This is a genomic window from Geobacter metallireducens GS-15 (genome assembly GCF_000012925.1).
Lineage (GTDB): Bacteria > Desulfobacterota > Desulfuromonadia > Geobacterales > Geobacteraceae > Geobacter > Geobacter metallireducens.
The window spans coordinates 2,685,744-2,701,257 of sequence record NC_007517.1; the positions used below are offsets into that span (position 1 = coordinate 2,685,744).

15 protein-coding genes are annotated in these 15,514 nt (G+C 59.0%); 6 read left to right on the forward strand and 9 right to left on the reverse strand.

Features of this window, described 5'->3' with window-relative positions:
- Positions 1 to 54: 54 nt before the first annotated feature.
- From GMET_RS11975 to serA, 3 genes are all read right to left on the reverse strand, one after another.
- Positions 55 to 1,278 (reverse strand): ISL3-like element ISGme5 family transposase, encoded by a 1,224-nt coding sequence (locus tag GMET_RS11975; RefSeq protein ID WP_011365668.1) that lies wholly within the window; start codon positions 1,276 to 1,278, stop codon positions 55 to 57.
- Positions 1,279 to 1,385: 107 nt separating this feature from the next.
- On the reverse strand, positions 1,386 to 1,943 hold the full coding sequence (locus GMET_RS11980) for a thermonuclease family protein (RefSeq protein WP_004514764.1): 558 nt from the start codon (positions 1,941 to 1,943) through the stop codon (positions 1,386 to 1,388).
- 78 nt (positions 1,944 to 2,021) lie between these two features.
- On the reverse strand, positions 2,022 to 3,647 hold the full coding sequence (gene serA / locus GMET_RS11985; protein WP_004514763.1) for a phosphoglycerate dehydrogenase: 1,626 nt from the start codon (positions 3,645 to 3,647) through the stop codon (positions 2,022 to 2,024).
- A 170-nt stretch (positions 3,648 to 3,817) separates the two neighbouring features.
- On the opposite strand from serA, the gene GMET_RS11990 reads away from it, so the two are divergent.
- Complete coding sequence (locus GMET_RS11990; RefSeq protein WP_004514762.1) at positions 3,818 to 4,294, forward strand: tRNA (cytidine(34)-2'-O)-methyltransferase; 477 nt, start codon at positions 3,818 to 3,820, stop codon at positions 4,292 to 4,294.
- The gene (locus GMET_RS11995) at positions 4,288 to 4,674 is read left to right on the forward strand and encodes an HsmA family protein (RefSeq protein ID WP_004514761.1); all 387 of its coding nucleotides are present in this window, start codon (positions 4,288 to 4,290) and stop codon (positions 4,672 to 4,674) included. The genes GMET_RS11990 and GMET_RS11995 overlap by 7 nt, the downstream gene beginning before the upstream one ends.
- On the opposite strand, the gene GMET_RS12000 is transcribed toward GMET_RS11995, so the two are convergent.
- The 3 genes from GMET_RS12000 to GMET_RS12010 form a co-directional block, all read right to left on the reverse strand.
- A complete protein-coding gene (locus tag GMET_RS12000; RefSeq protein ID WP_004514760.1) occupies positions 4,658 to 6,367 on the reverse strand; it encodes an ArnT family glycosyltransferase in 1,710 nt (569 codons plus the stop codon). The two genes, GMET_RS11995 and GMET_RS12000, sit on opposite strands and share 17 nt — an antisense overlap.
- An 8-nt stretch (positions 6,368 to 6,375) precedes the next feature.
- Positions 6,376 to 7,164, reverse strand: a complete 789-nt coding sequence (locus GMET_RS12005; RefSeq protein WP_004514759.1) for an HD domain-containing protein — start codon at positions 7,162 to 7,164, stop codon at positions 6,376 to 6,378.
- Between the two features lie 128 nt (positions 7,165 to 7,292).
- Entirely contained in the window at positions 7,293 to 8,576 is a 1,284-nt protein-coding gene (locus GMET_RS12010) for a class II fructose-bisphosphate aldolase (protein ID WP_004514758.1), read from the reverse strand.
- Positions 8,577 to 8,873: 297 nt separating this feature from the next.
- On the opposite strand from GMET_RS12010, the gene mnmH reads away from it, so the two are divergent.
- Complete coding sequence (mnmH, locus tag GMET_RS12015; RefSeq protein WP_004514757.1) at positions 8,874 to 9,911, forward strand: tRNA 2-selenouridine(34) synthase MnmH; 1,038 nt, start codon at positions 8,874 to 8,876, stop codon at positions 9,909 to 9,911.
- Positions 9,912 to 9,947: 36 nt separating this feature from the next.
- Here the strand turns inward: mnmH and GMET_RS12020 are convergent, their stop codons facing one another.
- On the reverse strand, positions 9,948 to 10,799 hold the full coding sequence (locus GMET_RS12020) for a rhomboid family intramembrane serine protease (protein ID WP_004514756.1): 852 nt from the start codon (positions 10,797 to 10,799) through the stop codon (positions 9,948 to 9,950).
- Between the two features lie 334 nt (positions 10,800 to 11,133).
- On the opposite strand from GMET_RS12020, the gene GMET_RS12025 reads away from it, so the two are divergent.
- The 3 genes from GMET_RS12025 (at position 11,134) to GMET_RS12030 (ending at position 13,358) form a co-directional block, all read left to right on the forward strand.
- Complete coding sequence (locus GMET_RS12025; RefSeq protein WP_004514806.1) at positions 11,134 to 12,303, forward strand: IS4-like element ISGme2 family transposase; 1,170 nt, start codon at positions 11,134 to 11,136, stop codon at positions 12,301 to 12,303.
- Positions 12,304 to 12,681: 378 nt separating this feature from the next.
- Entirely contained in the window at positions 12,682 to 12,837 is a 156-nt protein-coding gene (locus GMET_RS18850) for a hypothetical protein (protein ID WP_004514771.1), read from the forward strand.
- A 32-nt stretch (positions 12,838 to 12,869) separates the two neighbouring features.
- Positions 12,870 to 13,358 carry an adenosine-specific kinase gene (locus GMET_RS12030; protein ID WP_004514770.1) on the forward strand — a complete coding sequence of 163 codons (489 nt, stop codon included), beginning with the start codon at positions 12,870 to 12,872 and terminating at the stop codon, positions 13,356 to 13,358.
- Positions 13,359 to 13,429: 71 nt separating this feature from the next.
- Here GMET_RS12030 and GMET_RS12035 read toward each other — a convergent pair whose 3' ends face one another.
- Both GMET_RS12035 and GMET_RS12040 read right to left on the reverse strand, forming a co-directional pair.
- Positions 13,430 to 14,017 (reverse strand): ACP phosphodiesterase, encoded by a 588-nt coding sequence (locus GMET_RS12035; protein ID WP_004514769.1) that lies wholly within the window; start codon positions 14,015 to 14,017, stop codon positions 13,430 to 13,432.
- A gap of 107 nt (positions 14,018 to 14,124) precedes the next feature.
- Positions 14,125 to 15,411 (reverse strand): homocysteine synthase, encoded by a 1,287-nt coding sequence (locus GMET_RS12040; protein WP_004514768.1) that lies wholly within the window; start codon positions 15,409 to 15,411, stop codon positions 14,125 to 14,127.
- Positions 15,412 to 15,514 lie beyond the last annotated feature (103 nt).

A 15,514-nucleotide genomic window follows, 5' to 3' on the forward strand; every position in this document is an offset into this window, starting at 1 on the left:
CGGTCGCTCCTGGATACGCAGAGAGCCCCGCCAAAAGCGGGGCTCTTTTTTGGTTCATCCGGGAATTCCGGGGAAAGCGGCTCTGATCTTGAGAAAGAAGTATTCGTGATCCCGGAAGCCGTAGGCCATTCTTTTGATCACCTTGATCTTGTTATTGATGCCTTCGAGGATTCCGGTGTGAAGGGGCCAGAGGCAGTGGTTGAGGATTCCTTGGAGATAGCCCTTTAGCCGGCGGGCAAACAGGATGAGTGGCGGTATTCCACTCTCCATCGCCCTTTGGTGCCACTGCTCCCAGAATAGTCCCGCCTCTTCAATGCAGGTAAACTTCCACAGTTGCTTCAGATCGTCTTTGAGCAGGTAGACCGTAAGGAGGCTGCGGTTTGCCTCCAACAGTTCCTGGAGGCGAAGCATGTCGTCGCCCTTGACGTTCTCGCTGTTTCGTAGCAGCAACCACCGCGATGTTTTGACTACCTTCCGTGCCTTCTTGTCTTCCTTCAGGCGGTTTGCCTCATCGACTCGCACCCTGTCGATCACTTCCCTGCCATACTTCGCCACCACATGGAACAGGTCGTAGACTATGTCTGCCTGGGGCGAGTGCTGCTTGATTTCCTCCTCATATGATGCGTTCATATCCATCACGACCGCTTTGAGCCGTTTACAGCCATGTGGGCCAAGCTGCGTGAAGAAAGGACGGATACTCTCGCGACTCCTGCCTTTGCCGATCCATAAGACTTCCTTACGGTATGGCTCGATGATAACCGTCGCATAGCGGTGCCCCTTGTGAAGGGCGAACTCATCCATCCCGAGAACTTCGATGTTTGAGAGGTCGACGGTGCCGACCCGCTCTGTGAGTGAGCGCTTGTCGATTTCCTTCACCTGGTCCCAAGAAAGCCCCAGATACTGCGCCACGTGCTTCACAGACACGACACCACACAGTCGCGCTACGCTCTCTGCAAGCCTGCGCGTCACGCGGGCGTATTTCGCCAGCCATGACAGACGCTCCAGCGTTGGCCCACACTGAGGGCACAGCAGCCTGCGGCGGTGAACGATCAGATAAGTCTGAGCATCGAGAATCGGCAAATCTCGAATTACGCGCTTGGTCGTTTCATGGACGCTTGTGCAACGCCCGCCGCACGAGCCACACACCATCTCATCCTGGGACAGGGCAATCAGTTCTACCTCGATCCGTTTGGCATCACCTGTGACGATAGTGCGTGTCCCAGCAACACGATATCCTTCCCACCCTCCCGCAATTGCGATAACATCGGAATACGACAACGGCAGCCTCCTGCGATCTTTTTTGGTTGGGGAACCATCAAGATACCGCAGTGCTGCCGTTGTTGTTTATTAATCTTCCCCGGAATTCCCTGAAGAACCTCTTTTTTTCACCTTCTCCACTTCCGCAGCATTCGGCGAAACTCCCACGGTGGCATTGGATTGCGGTCTCGCCACAATCCCCGGCGCGCCTGACGGGCCTTTTGCTCCGCCCCCAGGTAGTCCGATACATAGGGGCGCCGCAGGTACCGGACATAGGCCCAGGCATAGCCCCGGCGCACCATCTCCTGATTCACGTCCACCCCGTCGAGCATGATGATGCCGATTTGGCGCTTATAGCTCCGCTCGCCGGTCAACTTCACCGCCACGTCGCGACCGAGGACAAGCTTACGCAATTTTGCCGCCGCTGCTGCTCCGTGGGGCTGGCCCGGGACACCTTTCCCGGGAGTTTCGGGAGCATCGATGCCGTACAGCCGGCAGGTGAAGGATCTGCCCCACGGAGGCGTGATAACGACCGTGTCCCCGTCCCACACCCGCGTCACTCTGCCCCCGGAGGTCGACGTGTACGCGAAGTCTCGGCCGGCAGCCGATACCACATGCGCATTCGTCGGAGTGTAGCAGAGCCCCGTCAGCAGTACCGCCACGATCGAAGCGCCCCGTTTCACCATGCCTTCTCCCCTCCAGCAAGAAGGGCCGGCCTCGCCATGAGACCGGCCCCTCTATTCATTTTATCCACCTCAAGAACGTCAGATGCCGCACCCGCACCCACGGCTGCACTTGACGCCCGGCATGTGGATCGGTTTGATGAAAGTGGCGTCGGTCGCCTTGCGAACTTCCTCCACGACAAAGGGGGGAACCGCCGAGTCGAGAGAAAGAATGACCATGGCCTCGCCCCGCTTCTCGCGGCGCCCCAGGTTCATGGAGGCGATGTTGATATCGTGGGCACCCATGATGGTACCGATCTTGCCGATCATCCCCGGCCGGTCCTCATAGGTAAGGCTGAGCATGTGTTCGTCCGGAGCGAAGTCCACCTGGTAGTCACGGAGCTTGACGATGCGGGGGCTCCCTTCGAAGAGTGTGCCGGCAATAGTCCGCTTTTCACCTTTACCCTCGATGGTGAGGGTTATCATGTTGGAGAAGGAGGGAGATTGGGTGGACTTGTTCTCCTCCACGGTAATCCCCATCTGGTCGGCAATGAGAGTGGCGTTTACCATATTCACGTCCTGCTCCACCAGCCGGTTAAGGATCGACGACAGCCCGCAGACACTCAGAGGAGTGCAGTCATAGTGAGCGATGTTTCCCGCATAGGAGAACGTCACGGTGTCGATATTGGCGTCCACAAGCTGAATGACGAAGTCGCTCATGACACTCATGAGGTTCAGGAACGGCCGCATCTGGTCCATGAGAGCCAGGTCGAAGCGCGGGATGTTCACGGCGTTCTCCAGGGGGAGGTCGTCCAGGTAGTTGAGGATCTCTTTGGAGACGTCCACCGCCACGTTGACCTGGGCCTCGAAGGTATTGGCCCCCAGGTGCGGAGTAACAATTACCCGCTCGTGGGCAATGAGTTTTTGCAGCACGTCGGTCTTCGGCGGCTCAACGCTGAAGACGTCGATGGCGGCACCGGTAATTTTTCCCGATTCCAGATATTTCAGGAGAGCCTCTTCTTCGATGATCCCCCCCCGGGCGGCGTTCACGATGATGACGCCGTCCTTCATCATGGCCAACTCCCGCTCGCCGATCATGTTGCGGGTTTCATCGGTGAGGGGGGTGTGGACGGTGATGATATCGCAGTTGCGGTATATCTCGTCGTGGGAGACGAGCTTGACCCCCAGGTCATGGGCGCGCTTCACGGCGATGTAGGGGTCACAGGCTAGAACCTCGCACTCGAAGGCCTTGAGCCGGGTGGCGACCCGTCCACCAACCTTGCCGAGGCCGATGACGCCGGCGGTTTTCCCCTTGAGCTCGTAGCCGGTGAAGGGGGCCCGTTTCCATTCACCGCTCTTGAGGCTGCCGTTGGCGCGGGGTACGTTGCGGCAAAATGAAAGAAGCAGCGCCATGGCGTGCTCGGCGGCACTGTTGGTGTTGCCGAAGGGGGCGTTCACCACGATTACGCCACGGGAACTGGCGTAGTCCACATCCACGTTGTCGATGCCGACCCCGGCCCTAGCGATGAGCCGAAGCTTTGTGCCGGCGTCGAGGAGATTCTTGTCAACGGTGGTGCCACTGCGGGTGATAATGGCGTCGTAGTTGCCGATGATCGCCAGCAGCTCCTCCTTCTTGAGCCCCAGCTTGATGTTGATCTCCACACGCGGGTCCTGGGCCAAAAGCGCCAACCCTTCCTGAGCCACCTCGTCGGTAACGATGATCTTCATTGCTGCTCCCTTTTCAATGGAATGTGGTGCGTGTATCCGTGATAATCCTGACGGGAAGAAAGTACTTTGCGAGACTGCGAAGAAGCGTTAATAATAGACCCGTCGACCGGAAAATGCAAGACCGGCGACCACCGTCACCCGTATACGGCAAGCCGTCAGAAGGAAAGAAGATGCCTGAAAAGCCACCATTCCACATCGTCCTCATCGAGCCGGAAATCCCCCCTAACACCGGCAACATCGCCCGCCTCTGCGGCGCAACCGGCACCGTGCTTCACCTGGTGGGGAAACTGGGCTTTTCCACTGACGACCGCTATCTCAAGCGGGCGGGGCTCGACTACTGGAGCGAGGTGGAGATCCACTACTGGGACGACCTTGCAGCGCTTCAGCACGCCTATCCGGAGGGCCGATTCATCTATACGAGCAAGAAAGCGGCGAAAACACACATCGAAGCGGCGTTCAAGGAGGGGGACTTCATCGTTTTCGGGAAGGAGACGGTGGGGCTGCCTGAGGAACTTATCGAGGCCAATCGGGAAAACACCGTGAGAATCCCCATTTTCGGCAAGGTCCGCAGCCTCAACCTCTCAACCTCGGCGGGAATCGTTCTTTACGAGGCACTCCGCCAGACCGGGAGGCTCGAAGGATGCTGAAGCTCGGCATCATCTACATGAACCTGGCGCTTCTCTTCTACACTTACGCCGTATTCAACGGCAGGAGGGAGGGGCTTCACCGCAAGCACCTCATAGTGTTCGGCATCGGCCTGCTCTTCGACTACCTGGGCACCCACCAGATGAGCCTCTATGCCAGGGCCTTCGGCAAGGCCCCCGAGTGGCACAATCTGACCGGCATCCTGTCGCTGGCAGGGATGGGGTTCCACTTCCTGCTGGCCCTCGCCGCCTCACTCGCCCGCCGGGCTGAACGGGTCAACCGCACCTTTCACCGGGTGAGCCTCACCATCTACACCCTCTGGTGCATCGCCTTCGCCAGCGGAGCCCTGGCCGGGATGGGGCGGATCATGGCCCGGCACTGACCCTGGACCGACCCGGGATATCGCCGCGCCGCCAGAGAACAAACCGCTCGTCATTGCTTCCCGGCCTTCTCCCCTCCCATACCTTCACCCATCCGGCCGCGGGAGGGCTATCCTTCGGCTCGCTCCGCAACTGGTCAAGGTGTAACGTGCAGCCCACCGGCGCTCCAACTTCCACCCGTTTCGTGACGATGCCGGCCAGATATTCGAACATCGCCCGCTCCGATTCGCCGAGTCCCCTGCTGGAGATACAGGCATGGGGCGACATCGCCTGAACAAGCGACGCCGCCACGCCGCGATAGCTTTTCCCCGCGTCCTGCCACGGAAGCCACAGTGTCATGACAACTCCCCACACCATAACCATCCCCGCCCCCCATATGACGCTGAAACGGGGCCCAATACGCCTGCAGCGCCAGACTGCCACCCCCCATGCCACCGTATAGAGCAGCGCCGTTACCACCAGGAATGGCCTGACCACCGGATCGTGGGGATGCCGTCGCAGGATCGCGTCTGAGACCACGGCAGGAACCCCCGTAGTCATGGCAAGCCAGCCGCCCCAAAGAAGCAGAGCCGCTACCGTGGGGATGACAACCGCTGCACTGTTCAGCCCCCTGGCGAAGCGCCCGTTCAGCAACTCCTCTCCTCGCACCGCCAGAAACCCAAGCGGCAGGAGCATCGGAAGGGCGTAGAGGCCTCGCGCGTCACGGGAGAGGCTCAGAACTGCCAGCATGACCACGAATGCCGTCAACGGAAGGAGGAGAGGAGAACCGCTCCGGCGCCACGACCGCTCCTTCACGACGGACGGAATGGCCAGAGGGAGAGCAGGCCAGGCGTACCACGGCAGGGTATAGAGATAGAAACCGGGCTTATTCTTGGGGCCAAGATCGTTGTGTCCCAGGAACCGCCCGAAATTCTGGACCCACAACCACTCGTCAAACAGATGGGGCGCCTTGAGATAGAGGGCGTAGGGCCAGACCACAAACCACGGTGCCGCCGCAACCAGCGCGACCGCCAAGGTCACGGCGTACCGGCGGCTTCGCCACTCACTTGCAGCCAGTGGGAGGGCCATCGCAATCAGCCCGAGAAGCCCCGGTGCGAGGAGCCCCTTGGCCATGAACCCCATACCGGTGCCGGTGCCGAGGAGAAATCCGCCGGTCAGATGGCGGCGGCTACAGAGCGCCAATCCGTACAAAGCCACCGAAAAACCGGCGAAGAGAGCCGTGTCGGTAATGAGCTTGTGGGCTGTCGGTTGCAGACCGATGCATCCAAGGACAAGAAGCGCCGCGATCCGTCCCTTCCCCTTGCCGAACAGCTCGCGGCCGGACAGGCCCGCAAAGAGGAGTGCAACAAGGGAATAGAAACCTGCGGCAAGACGCGCCGCATCGTGGAGCGGCATCAGCGGCGAGAAGAGCCGGGCGAAACCGGCAGCGGTAATGAAGAAGAGGGGTGGTTTCTCGAGAAACGGCTCCCCCGCCAGGGTCGGCACAACCCAATCGCCCGTCCGGAGGATATGGTTAACCAGCCCAAAAGTGTAGGGTTCGTCGGCCTTCCAGGGGTCATGTCCCACGAGTCCCGGCACAACCCAGGCAACGCAGAGGATGACGACCCACCAGACGCCCGGCGTCCGGACTGCCTCCACCGTCGCTTCAGGGGTGCCTTTTTTCACTACCTCTTTCAGCGGAACTATCGTCTTCATTGTCGCCTTCAAGCTTCACCGCCCCGTGCGCAAAGCGCCGCCCTGACAACTCCAATCGCACGTTCCACACATTTCGTACGGGAAAGGGTGTCAGCAATAAGTTCCACGTAGCCCCGTTCCCGTACCAGTTCCCGGGAGCGGGGGAAATTGAGATCGAACACCCAGGAGAGCTGAAGAAGCTTGAAGTCGCTCAGGGTCCGGAGCGTGGCAAGGTCTACCATCTCTCCTCGCAGGAGCGTGTCAAGCACCGCCGGGGTACACTCGGGGATATCGGGGAAGCCAAGGCTCACCGCCGATGCCCGTTCTTCTGCCGGCTGGCCATAGAACTCGATGAAGACCCGCCAAATGTCGAGTTTGTCGGCATCGCGGATCAGTCGGAGGAAGAGCCGCTGCCGATCACCCAGCATCGCGGGAATCCGGAAGACGTTGTGGAGACCGACCGCGCCAATGATGAGACGCTGCTCCTCCTCGGGAAGCCCCGCCAGCACCTTTCCCTCAGCCAGAACCCGCCCCCCGAGTTCAGCGTGATTAACCGAAGAGCTATCTTTGAAGGTACGGAAGCGGCGGTATTGCTCGAACCGTCCGATGTCGTGGAACAGCGCTACCGCAACGGCGATGCGGCGGTCTTCCGGAGAAAGTGCCAGGGAATCGGCGAGAATCTCCATGACCGCGCAGACCTTTGCGGTGTGCTCCTCCTTGAGCCGGATGTTCCGGTTGTGCTCCTCGTTATCGTTGTGAAATGTGCGGCAGTAATCGGCAAACCAGCGGTGGAGTCCAGCAAGAGAGGAAGTATCCATAGGTAGATCAACTAATCCTCCACATCTTTGGTTGCGATATCAACAAGACGATGGCTCGCGTCCATGCGATCGCCGGATACGGAAAAGGGGGCCTTCGCCCCCCCCTCCACCAACCTGTCAACAACTGCCTAATCTTCGAAGTTCCCTTCGGGGCCCTTGTCGCTCACAATCGTTTTGGCCCGCTCCACGATCTGCTCCTTGGTCCATCGGGACTTGTCCTCGATGAGGCTACCCTTCGACCCGACATCGTAAGTACCAGCCTTGAGGATCGCCTCGATGGCAAGGGGTGCGGTGTCTTTCCCGTTGAAGACCTCGGTCATCATCTTGTAGGCGAAATCCTCGACCCGCTTGGCCATCCGGTCGCGGATATCCTTCGGCTGGGCCAGGAGCTTGTTCTCGAAGGGGAGGTTCAGGTTCTTGTAATCACCCTTCTTCCACCCCTTCGAATCAGCGTAGGCCACGATCTCGGCCCAGAGTTCCTCGGTCATCCCCTCACCCTTTACCTTGATGAAGTTCCCGTCGGCGTCAAGCTGGGCATTGCCGTAGTCGTTCACTTCCAGGCCCCAGGAGATCATCTGCAGGGCGGTGGCCACGTTTGCCTTGGTGGTGGCGGTCTGATTGGCGATCTCGCGGAGCCGCTCGGAGCTGTTGCCAGAGGTGCCGTGCTGGGCGCCGTTCACCTTGTAGGGCTCCAGAGCCTTGTGGATCCCTGCGGTGAGCTCCACCTGGATACCGGCGGCGGATGCCTCGAGGCCGTGGGTGGTGCCGTTGTTGAGGGCGATCCAGTCGGGATGGATTCCATGGGCGTTAAGCCCCTGGATCAGGAACTTCGCCTCGTCCACCGTGGAAAGACCCTGGTTCCCCTTGATCTCCCCCACCTCGGTCTCGAGACCTGCCCACGCCGGGATGAAGGGATTGATGTCAAGGTTGGCCAGGAGGTTCTGGTCGTCGGGGAGATGGGAGGCATCAATGGCGATGGAGGTGATCCCCGCCTCGAACATGGTCGGAATCTCCACCTTGGCGGCGGCCAGATCCTTGTCGTTCTTGATGCCGTAGTGGTCGGCATGAATGGCGACCGGCACGGTGATGCCGAGTTCGTTGCAGAGGGCATCCACGATGCGGGCCATATTCCAGTAGTTGACCGCGCAGTATGCCTTCTGGCCACCTTCCGACTTGGCGATTTCGATGATGATGGGGCAGTTGGCCCGCTGGGCCGCCATGAGGGCGCCGCGGATCACGAAGTAGTTGCGGCCGTTGGCGGCCATGGCTATGGCCTTTCCCTTGACGAGCATGGCCCGGTCCACCACCTTGCCGCTCACGATGAGTGCCTTGGAGTTGGGGAAAAGCTTCTGGATGTTGGGTGGGCGGCCCACCTGGAGGGCCTTCTCGAAAGCTGCGGAGTACGGTGCCATTCATATCCTCCTTCAGTTTTAGTGAAATTTTTTCGGCAGACAAAAACGGCATTTTATAGCATGTTAACCGGGACTAAGGCAAGGAATAATCAACGTTTCCCGCCTATTCCGCCTCTCTCCCTCCCCAAGGATGTGATCAGGTTTTTCCGGTTCGAAGACGGAGGCCGGCTCCTCTCCCGACAGTAAAGAACCTTCATCCGGGGGCGTACCGCCCCATCTTCCGTACTACGGGCACTCCGCCCCTTGCCAAAGCTCCGCCTTCCCCCGTATAATAACCCGCTTTACAAGGAGATTTCCGTGACCAGAACCATTTCATTCCATGAATCACTCCTCGACACCCATCTGGTGGTCGATGCTCGGACCCCCCTCGAATTCGAGGAGGATCACATCCCCGGCGCCATCAACGTGCCGCTTCTCACCGACGAAGAGCGGGTGGAAATTGGCACCCTCTACAAGCAGACCGGCCCCCTGGAGGCCAGACGCCGCGGGCTGGAGCTGACCGCGCACCGCTTCCCGGCCATGGTGGAGAAAATCGCCGCGGCCGCCGCGGGACGTCCCATCCTCGTCTACTGCTGGCGCGGTGGGCTGAGGAGCAAGACCATTACCGCAATCCTCGACCTCACCGGCTTCGACGCCGTCCAACTCGTGGGAGGCTACAAGGCGTTCCGCGCCATGGTGACGGAGTATTTCGAGTCCTTCCACCCACCTGCCCCCCTTGTGGTTCTCCACGGCATGACAGGCGTCGGCAAGACCACCTTTCTCCTCCAACTGGCCGAGGCGGGCCACTCCGTTATCGACCTGGAAGGACTTGCCTGCCACCGGGGCTCGGCCTTCGGCTCCCTGGGGCTCTCCCAGAACCTCTCCCAGAAACGGTTTGAGACGCTTCTCTGGGATGCCTTCCGGAAACTCCCGACCGACAGACCGATCCTCCTGGAGGGAGAAAGCAAGCGGATCGGCAGGATCAATCTGCCGGGCAACCTCTACGATGTCATGCGGGAGAGTGTGAAGGTCTGGTGCAATGCATCGGTAGAGACACGGGTGGAGCGCCTCATCGGGGAATATGGACTCCCCGAATATCGCCAGGGGATGTCTGAGGCACTGGAACGCATCCGCAAGAAACTGGGGGGAGAAAAGTTCGAAGAGATTTCGGGGTATCTGGAACGGTGGGAGTTGGATCCCTTCATGGAAGGGCTCATCCGGAACTACTATGACAAGCTCTACTACAAGACGCGGGAATGGACCGAGGACGCAATCGTGTCACTGGAAGACTTCACCGCCGGACGCCGGGAACTGGAGGAGTTTCTCGATGCCCGGCAGTGGCGGTTAGTGAATTGACAGAAGACAGCTACGGGGGTAAGGAACACGCGCGGTTCAGTGCAAAGATCTCCCCGCAAACGTGATAAAGGCCGAAAGGAGCCCCAGAGCCAGCGCTACGGCCGTCGCCAGGATGCACCCTCCGGCCAGGAACTTGTGGAAGAGATTCTCAGCCCGCCGCTCCCGGTAACCAAGCAGGAACCCCAGGACGATCCCCCCCACAACGCCGCCGCCGTGCCCCCAGTTATTGATCCCTGGCACGATGAGGCCAAAGAAGAAAAGCCCCACCACCCAACCCCATACTTCCTTGAAGACCGCCTGCCCGTAGACCCCGCCCCGGCTCTTGCCGTAGTAAAGCAGGGAGCCAATGAGGCCGCAGAGGGCCGCTGAAGCGCCGATGGTGTAACCGACCCCCGCCAGGTATGACAGCACGTAGCCGCAAACTCCTCCGAGGGTATAGATGGTGAGCATCCGCGAGGTACCGTACTCCTGGGCCACCAGCGGCAGAAGCTGGCGCAGGGCCATCATGTTGAAGAAGATGTGGAGCGGCCCCCCATGGAGGTAGTTGGCGGAAAGGAGCGACCAGAAACGGCCGTAGCGATCGATGGGGACAACGCCAGTGGCCCCTAGGGCCAAGAGGCTCCCCTGATCGGGCGAGAGCGCAGAGAAGAGTCCCCCGTGGCCGGGAGAGTGATTGCTGATCAGCAGCGACACGAGGTACATCACCATGTTAACCGTGATGATGATGGTGACGAGCTGGTCGGCGCTCCCCACGCTCCGGGTGAGGGGGTTGTTCTTCAGCCACGAACCGGGATGGGAGGTGCCGCACCAGGGGCAAGAAGGCTCGTCGCGACTGATGAGCCTGCCGCAGTTTGGGCAGAGGATCGAGCGGCGCTCGGGAGTTGTCATGGTGACCTCATGGTAGAATGGCTATCGGCTCGTCGATATGTCTCAGACGTTTCTGCATCCTACCGCGGAGAGCTTGCCGGTGCAAGAAACCTCACGATATCGTAGAAAATTCCATAGATTTTGACCCACTCAAAGGCCGCGTCTGTGGCCGATTTCCAAGGGGGACTACTTTGACATTCCCCCCAAGGATTACTATACTGATTTACTACTGTCCGGTAAACTTTGATTGTACAGCTGTAACTTGTTGAACTTTATTGCTCTTTGGCACAATTGTTCTTTTTTCGACATGAATTCGTTCTGGGTGTAGCCTTCCTCCCTTTACAGGAGGGGAGCAATGCACACCGGTCCGACCGTTTTCAAACAACTTCTGCAGTTTCTGCCCCGGTACGAATTCAATCTCTGCGTTCGCCGACACCGTGGCGAGTATCGGGAGAAGAAGTTCTCGACCTATGACCAGTTCCTCTGCCTGGCTTATGCCCAGATGGCTGGCCGTGAGAGCTTGCGGGATATCGAGACCTGCCTGAACTCCCACCAGGAGAAGCTGTACCACATCGGCTTTCGTGGTGATGTCTCCCGCACGACCCTTGCCGACGCGAACGAGCGCAGGGACTGGCGTATCTTCCAAGACTTCGGTCATGTACTGATCGGCATAGCTCAGCAGCTGTACCAGGCTGATGCCATCGCCGTTGAGCTTACGCAACCGCTCTACGCCTTTGACTCGACCACTATCGACCTGTGCCTTACGCTGTTCCCATGGGCCGAGTTCCGCAAAACCAAGGCGGCGGTCAAGATGCATACGCTCATTGATCTGCGTGGTCCCATTCCAACCTGGGTCACTATTACCACTGGCAAGGTCCACGATGTCAGGATGCTGGACCATCTGCCGGTTGCAAAGGATGCCATTTACACGATGGACAGAGGGTATGTCGATTTTGCCCGGCTCCACTCCATCCACAAGCAGGGAGCATTCTTCGTAGTTCGGGCAAAGGACAACCTGAAATGCCAGCGGTTATATTCCCATCCGAAGGACAAGGAATCAGGTGTACGGGCAGACCAGATTATCACCCTGGTGACGCAGAAGTCGAAAAAGGGGTATCCGGAGAAACTGCGCCGGGTCAGCTATGTTGACAAAGAACGGAACAAGCGACTCGTATTTCTCACGAACAACTTCGAGATTCCGGCAGCGACGGTGGCTGCGATTTACAAGCAGCGCTGGCAGGTGGAGCTGTTTTTCAAATGGATCAAACAGCACCTGCGGATCAAGTCGTTCATCGGAACGTCAGTCAATGCCGTGAAGAGCCAGATATGGGTTGCCTTGTGCATCTATCTGCTGGTGGCGATCACGAAAAAGAAGTTGGGGGTTCCGTGTTCGCTCTACACTTTTCTACAGATTCTGGAGGTCAACTTGTTCGAGAAAAAGCCCATTTCATCGCTGGTTGCGGAGGCTCTCAAGCGAAATGCTGATTATCCTGAGCGCAACCAACTGAACTTATTCAACTATTAACCGGACAGTAGTGATACTGATTATGAAAGAAGTGATCTTTGACAGCTACGGTGCTTCGTGAAGCGACGCGGAATACGCAGTGCTGAATTCCATCCGCCAGGAGCGTGAAACCTCTTGAAAAAGGGGAAACGGAACGGATACCATCCGTCATGGCCCTGCAAGGAGCATGGCGGAAAGGTCCGCGATATTTCCACCGACGGATTGGAAAAAAGAGCCTCGACGAAGTACCGCACAACCAAAGCCCCGGAAGCAATTCCGAGGCTTTTTCCGTGCTTCCCTTTGCCGGGTGTCATGCCCGCGGGTTGACAGGGAACACCAAGCGCGTTTATAGTTATCGGGCCGTTAGCGGCATTGAATCCCACAGAGGAGGAGACTGGCATGCTCTACTTCGTGAAAGAAAAAACCATCCACACCTTTCCCGTGTCGAAAAGGTGCACCGTACAGCGCGAGAAGGAGCAACTGCGGGATACCATCCCCACCGACGTTGAGCAGTGCCCTTACTGCATGCACAGTTGGCCCGGCGAGAAAGAGTAACCGTCTATCCCTCTACCAGAGGGGAATGACCCATGAGCCTTGAAATCAACGCCATCGCAATCGACATTCCCGACGACTGCAACCTCATCCTCGGCCAAACTCACTTTATCAAGACCGCCGAGGACCTGTACGAGATTATCGCCACCACTGTCTCCCTGGCGCGGTTCGGCATCGCCTTTACTGAAGCGTCGGGGCCGTGCCTCATCCGCACCGAGGGTAACGACGATGAATTGACCCAGGCCTGCGTGCGCAACCTCCAGGCAATCGGAGCGGGCCACGTTTTCTGCATCCTGCTGCGCGACGCCTATCCCATCAACATCCTGAACCAGATCAAGAACTGTCCCGAAGTGTGCAGTATCTACTGCGCAACCGCCAACCCTCTCCAGGTGATAGTCGCTTCAACGGCCCAGGGGTCAGGGGTGCTCGGCGTCATCGACGGATTCCCTCCCAAAGGGGTCGAGTCGGACGATGACCGGCAGAAACGACGCGATTTCCTGCGTGCCATAGGGTACAAACGCTAGGGATTGGGCCAAACTCTCAACGTTACAAGGGACATCCGCGGATATCGCGTGGTGTCCCTTTTTTTATCCTTCTACCGATCAACCTTACCGATGAACTCTTCTGCAAAGGTCATGAGCGCCGGATAAAACCGGCGAAAATCATCCCGCAATCCGTCATAGCAGCGCAGGAGCTCATCGGCGCCGTCAGCCAGGGGGTTCGGTCTCCCGACCCGCACCGCCATCCGGCGGAGAACCCGGTCTATGCCCTCATGCTCGGCGTAAGAGGGGAGCCACTCGCCGAAGATAGCAGGGACGACCCGCACCAGGCGTTCGGGCAGGTGCACGGCACGGCTCCGCACCACGGCCTCGGAGCGGGCGATGAATGCCTCGATGGGTTCTGCCGAGTACTGTCGCCAGTTGGCAGCAAGGAAGTGATCGTAGAAGAGGTCGACCATCACCCCGCGGTAGAGGCCGAAACGCGGTTCGATCCGCCGTCGGCTGGCCTGAAAGGCGGGATGCCCGGCGGCAAAGGAATCGATCCGGCGGTGGAGTTCCAGGCCTAGGGTAACGCGAGGGGGGAAACGCCCTTCGAGGCGTCCCTTGACGAAGTCTCCCATCATGTTGCCGGTGAGGATGTCGGGGTCGTCGCCCGACAGGTGGAGGTGAGCGAGAAAGTTCATGATAGTGGTGTACCGCTGCCCCCCGGTTGATGCAAATGAAAAAAGGCGATCTTTGAGGATCGCCCTTTTCCCGGTGGCCAATTCAACACCCCAAAGGGTGGATGGAGTTACCCTTGGGACGCCGCCAATGCCTGGTCGATGTCGGCAATGATATCAGCCACCTCCTCAATGCCGATGGAGAGGCGGATATAATCCTGGGTGACGCCGCTCGCCAGCTGTTCCTCCTCGGAGAGTTGCTGGTGGGTGGTGGAGGCGGGGTGGATCACCAACGACTTGGCGTCACCGATGTTCGCCAGGTGGGAGAGCAGCTTCGCGCTGTCGATGAACCGTCTTCCCGCCTCGAGCCCCCCGTTGATGCCGAAGCCGATAATGGCGCCTTCCCCCTTCGGCAGGTACTTCCTGGCGTTGCCGTGGTCTTTGTGGCTCGCAAGGCCGGGATAATTCACCCAGGAGACAAGGGGATGCTTTTCGAGCCATTGGGCAACCGCCCGGGCGTTCTCCACGTGGCGGGCCATCCGTACCGGGAGGGTTTCCAGCCCCTGCAGGAAGAGAAAAGAGTTGAACGGAGAGATGCAGGCTCCCATATCGCGCAGGAGCGTGATCCTCATCTTGAGGATGTAGGAGAGATTCCCGAGGGCTTCCCAGTAGCAGAGGCCGTGGTAGGAGGGATCAGGCTCAGTCATTTCGGGGAACCGGCCGTTATTCCAGGGGAACTTCCCGCCGTCCACCACTGCGCCGCCGATGCTCGTGCCGTGGCCGCCAATGAACTTGGTGAGGGAGTAGACAACGATGTCGGCACCGTGCTCCAGGGGCTTGAACAGGTATGACGTGGTCACGGTATTGTCGACCACGAAGGGGATGCCGGCTTCGTGGGCGATGCGGGCAATGGCCTCGAAGTCGTCCACGTTGTTCTTGGGGTTCCCCACCGACTCGGTGTAGACGAGGCGGGTCTTGTCATCGATGGCCCGCCGGACGTTCTCCGGGTCGGAGGTATCGACGAACTTCACGGTAATCCCCAGTTTGGGGAGGGTGTAATGGAAGAGGTTGTAGGTCCCCCCGTAGAGATAGCTGGTGGAGACGATGTTCTGCCCCGCCTGGGCAATATTGAGCACGGCGTAGGTGATGGCCGCCTGGCCCGAGGCGACGGCAAGTGCTCCAACCCCACCGTCCAGTTCGGCAAGGCGCTTTTCCAGCACGTCACTGGTGGGATTCATGAGCCGAGTATAGATGTTGCCGAACTCCTTGAGCCCGAAGAGGTTGGCTGCATGCTCTGAACTCTTGAAGGCGTAAGACGCGGTCTGGTAGATGGGAACCGCCCGGGAAAGGGTTGTGGGGTCGGGTTCCTGGCCGGCGTGCAGGGCGAGGGTGTCGAAGCTTATTTTCGTATCGGTCATTGATGCATCTTCTCCCGGGGTTAAGAAATATAACCCACCTTTATTGTTATATACAGTGGCTTAAAATGTAGTTAATACCTACCGCGTCTGTCAAGAACATTTA

What these genes read in the sequence shown, in the direction of transcription:
- GMET_RS11980 (WP_004514764.1), bottom strand. Translation starts at nt 1,943, where the DNA reads ATGGTGAAACGGGGCGCTTCGATCGTGGCGGTACTGCTGACGGGGCTC.
- serA (WP_004514763.1), bottom strand. Translation starts at nt 3,647, where the DNA reads ATGAAGATCATCGTTACCGACGAGGTGGCTCAGGAAGGGTTGGCGCTT.
- GMET_RS11990 (WP_004514762.1), top strand. Translation starts at nt 3,818, where the DNA reads ATGCCTGAAAAGCCACCATTCCACATCGTCCTCATCGAGCCGGAAATC.
- GMET_RS11995 (WP_004514761.1), top strand. Translation starts at nt 4,288, where the DNA reads ATGCTGAAGCTCGGCATCATCTACATGAACCTGGCGCTTCTCTTCTAC.
- GMET_RS12000 (WP_004514760.1), bottom strand. Translation starts at nt 6,367, where the DNA reads ATGAAGACGATAGTTCCGCTGAAAGAGGTAGTGAAAAAAGGCACCCCT.
- GMET_RS12005 (WP_004514759.1), bottom strand. Translation starts at nt 7,164, where the DNA reads ATGGATACTTCCTCTCTTGCTGGACTCCACCGCTGGTTTGCCGATTAC.
- GMET_RS12010 (WP_004514758.1), bottom strand. Translation starts at nt 8,576, where the DNA reads ATGGCACCGTACTCCGCAGCTTTCGAGAAGGCCCTCCAGGTGGGCCGC.
- GMET_RS12020 (WP_004514756.1), bottom strand. Translation starts at nt 10,799, where the DNA reads ATGACAACTCCCGAGCGCCGCTCGATCCTCTGCCCAAACTGCGGCAGG.
- GMET_RS12025 (WP_004514806.1), top strand. Translation starts at nt 11,134, where the DNA reads ATGCACACCGGTCCGACCGTTTTCAAACAACTTCTGCAGTTTCTGCCC.
- GMET_RS18850 (WP_004514771.1), top strand. Translation starts at nt 12,682, where the DNA reads ATGCTCTACTTCGTGAAAGAAAAAACCATCCACACCTTTCCCGTGTCG.
- GMET_RS12030 (WP_004514770.1), top strand. Translation starts at nt 12,870, where the DNA reads ATGAGCCTTGAAATCAACGCCATCGCAATCGACATTCCCGACGACTGC.
- GMET_RS12035 (WP_004514769.1), bottom strand. Translation starts at nt 14,017, where the DNA reads ATGAACTTTCTCGCTCACCTCCACCTGTCGGGCGACGACCCCGACATC.
- GMET_RS12040 (WP_004514768.1), bottom strand. Translation starts at nt 15,411, where the DNA reads ATGACCGATACGAAAATAAGCTTCGACACCCTCGCCCTGCACGCCGGC.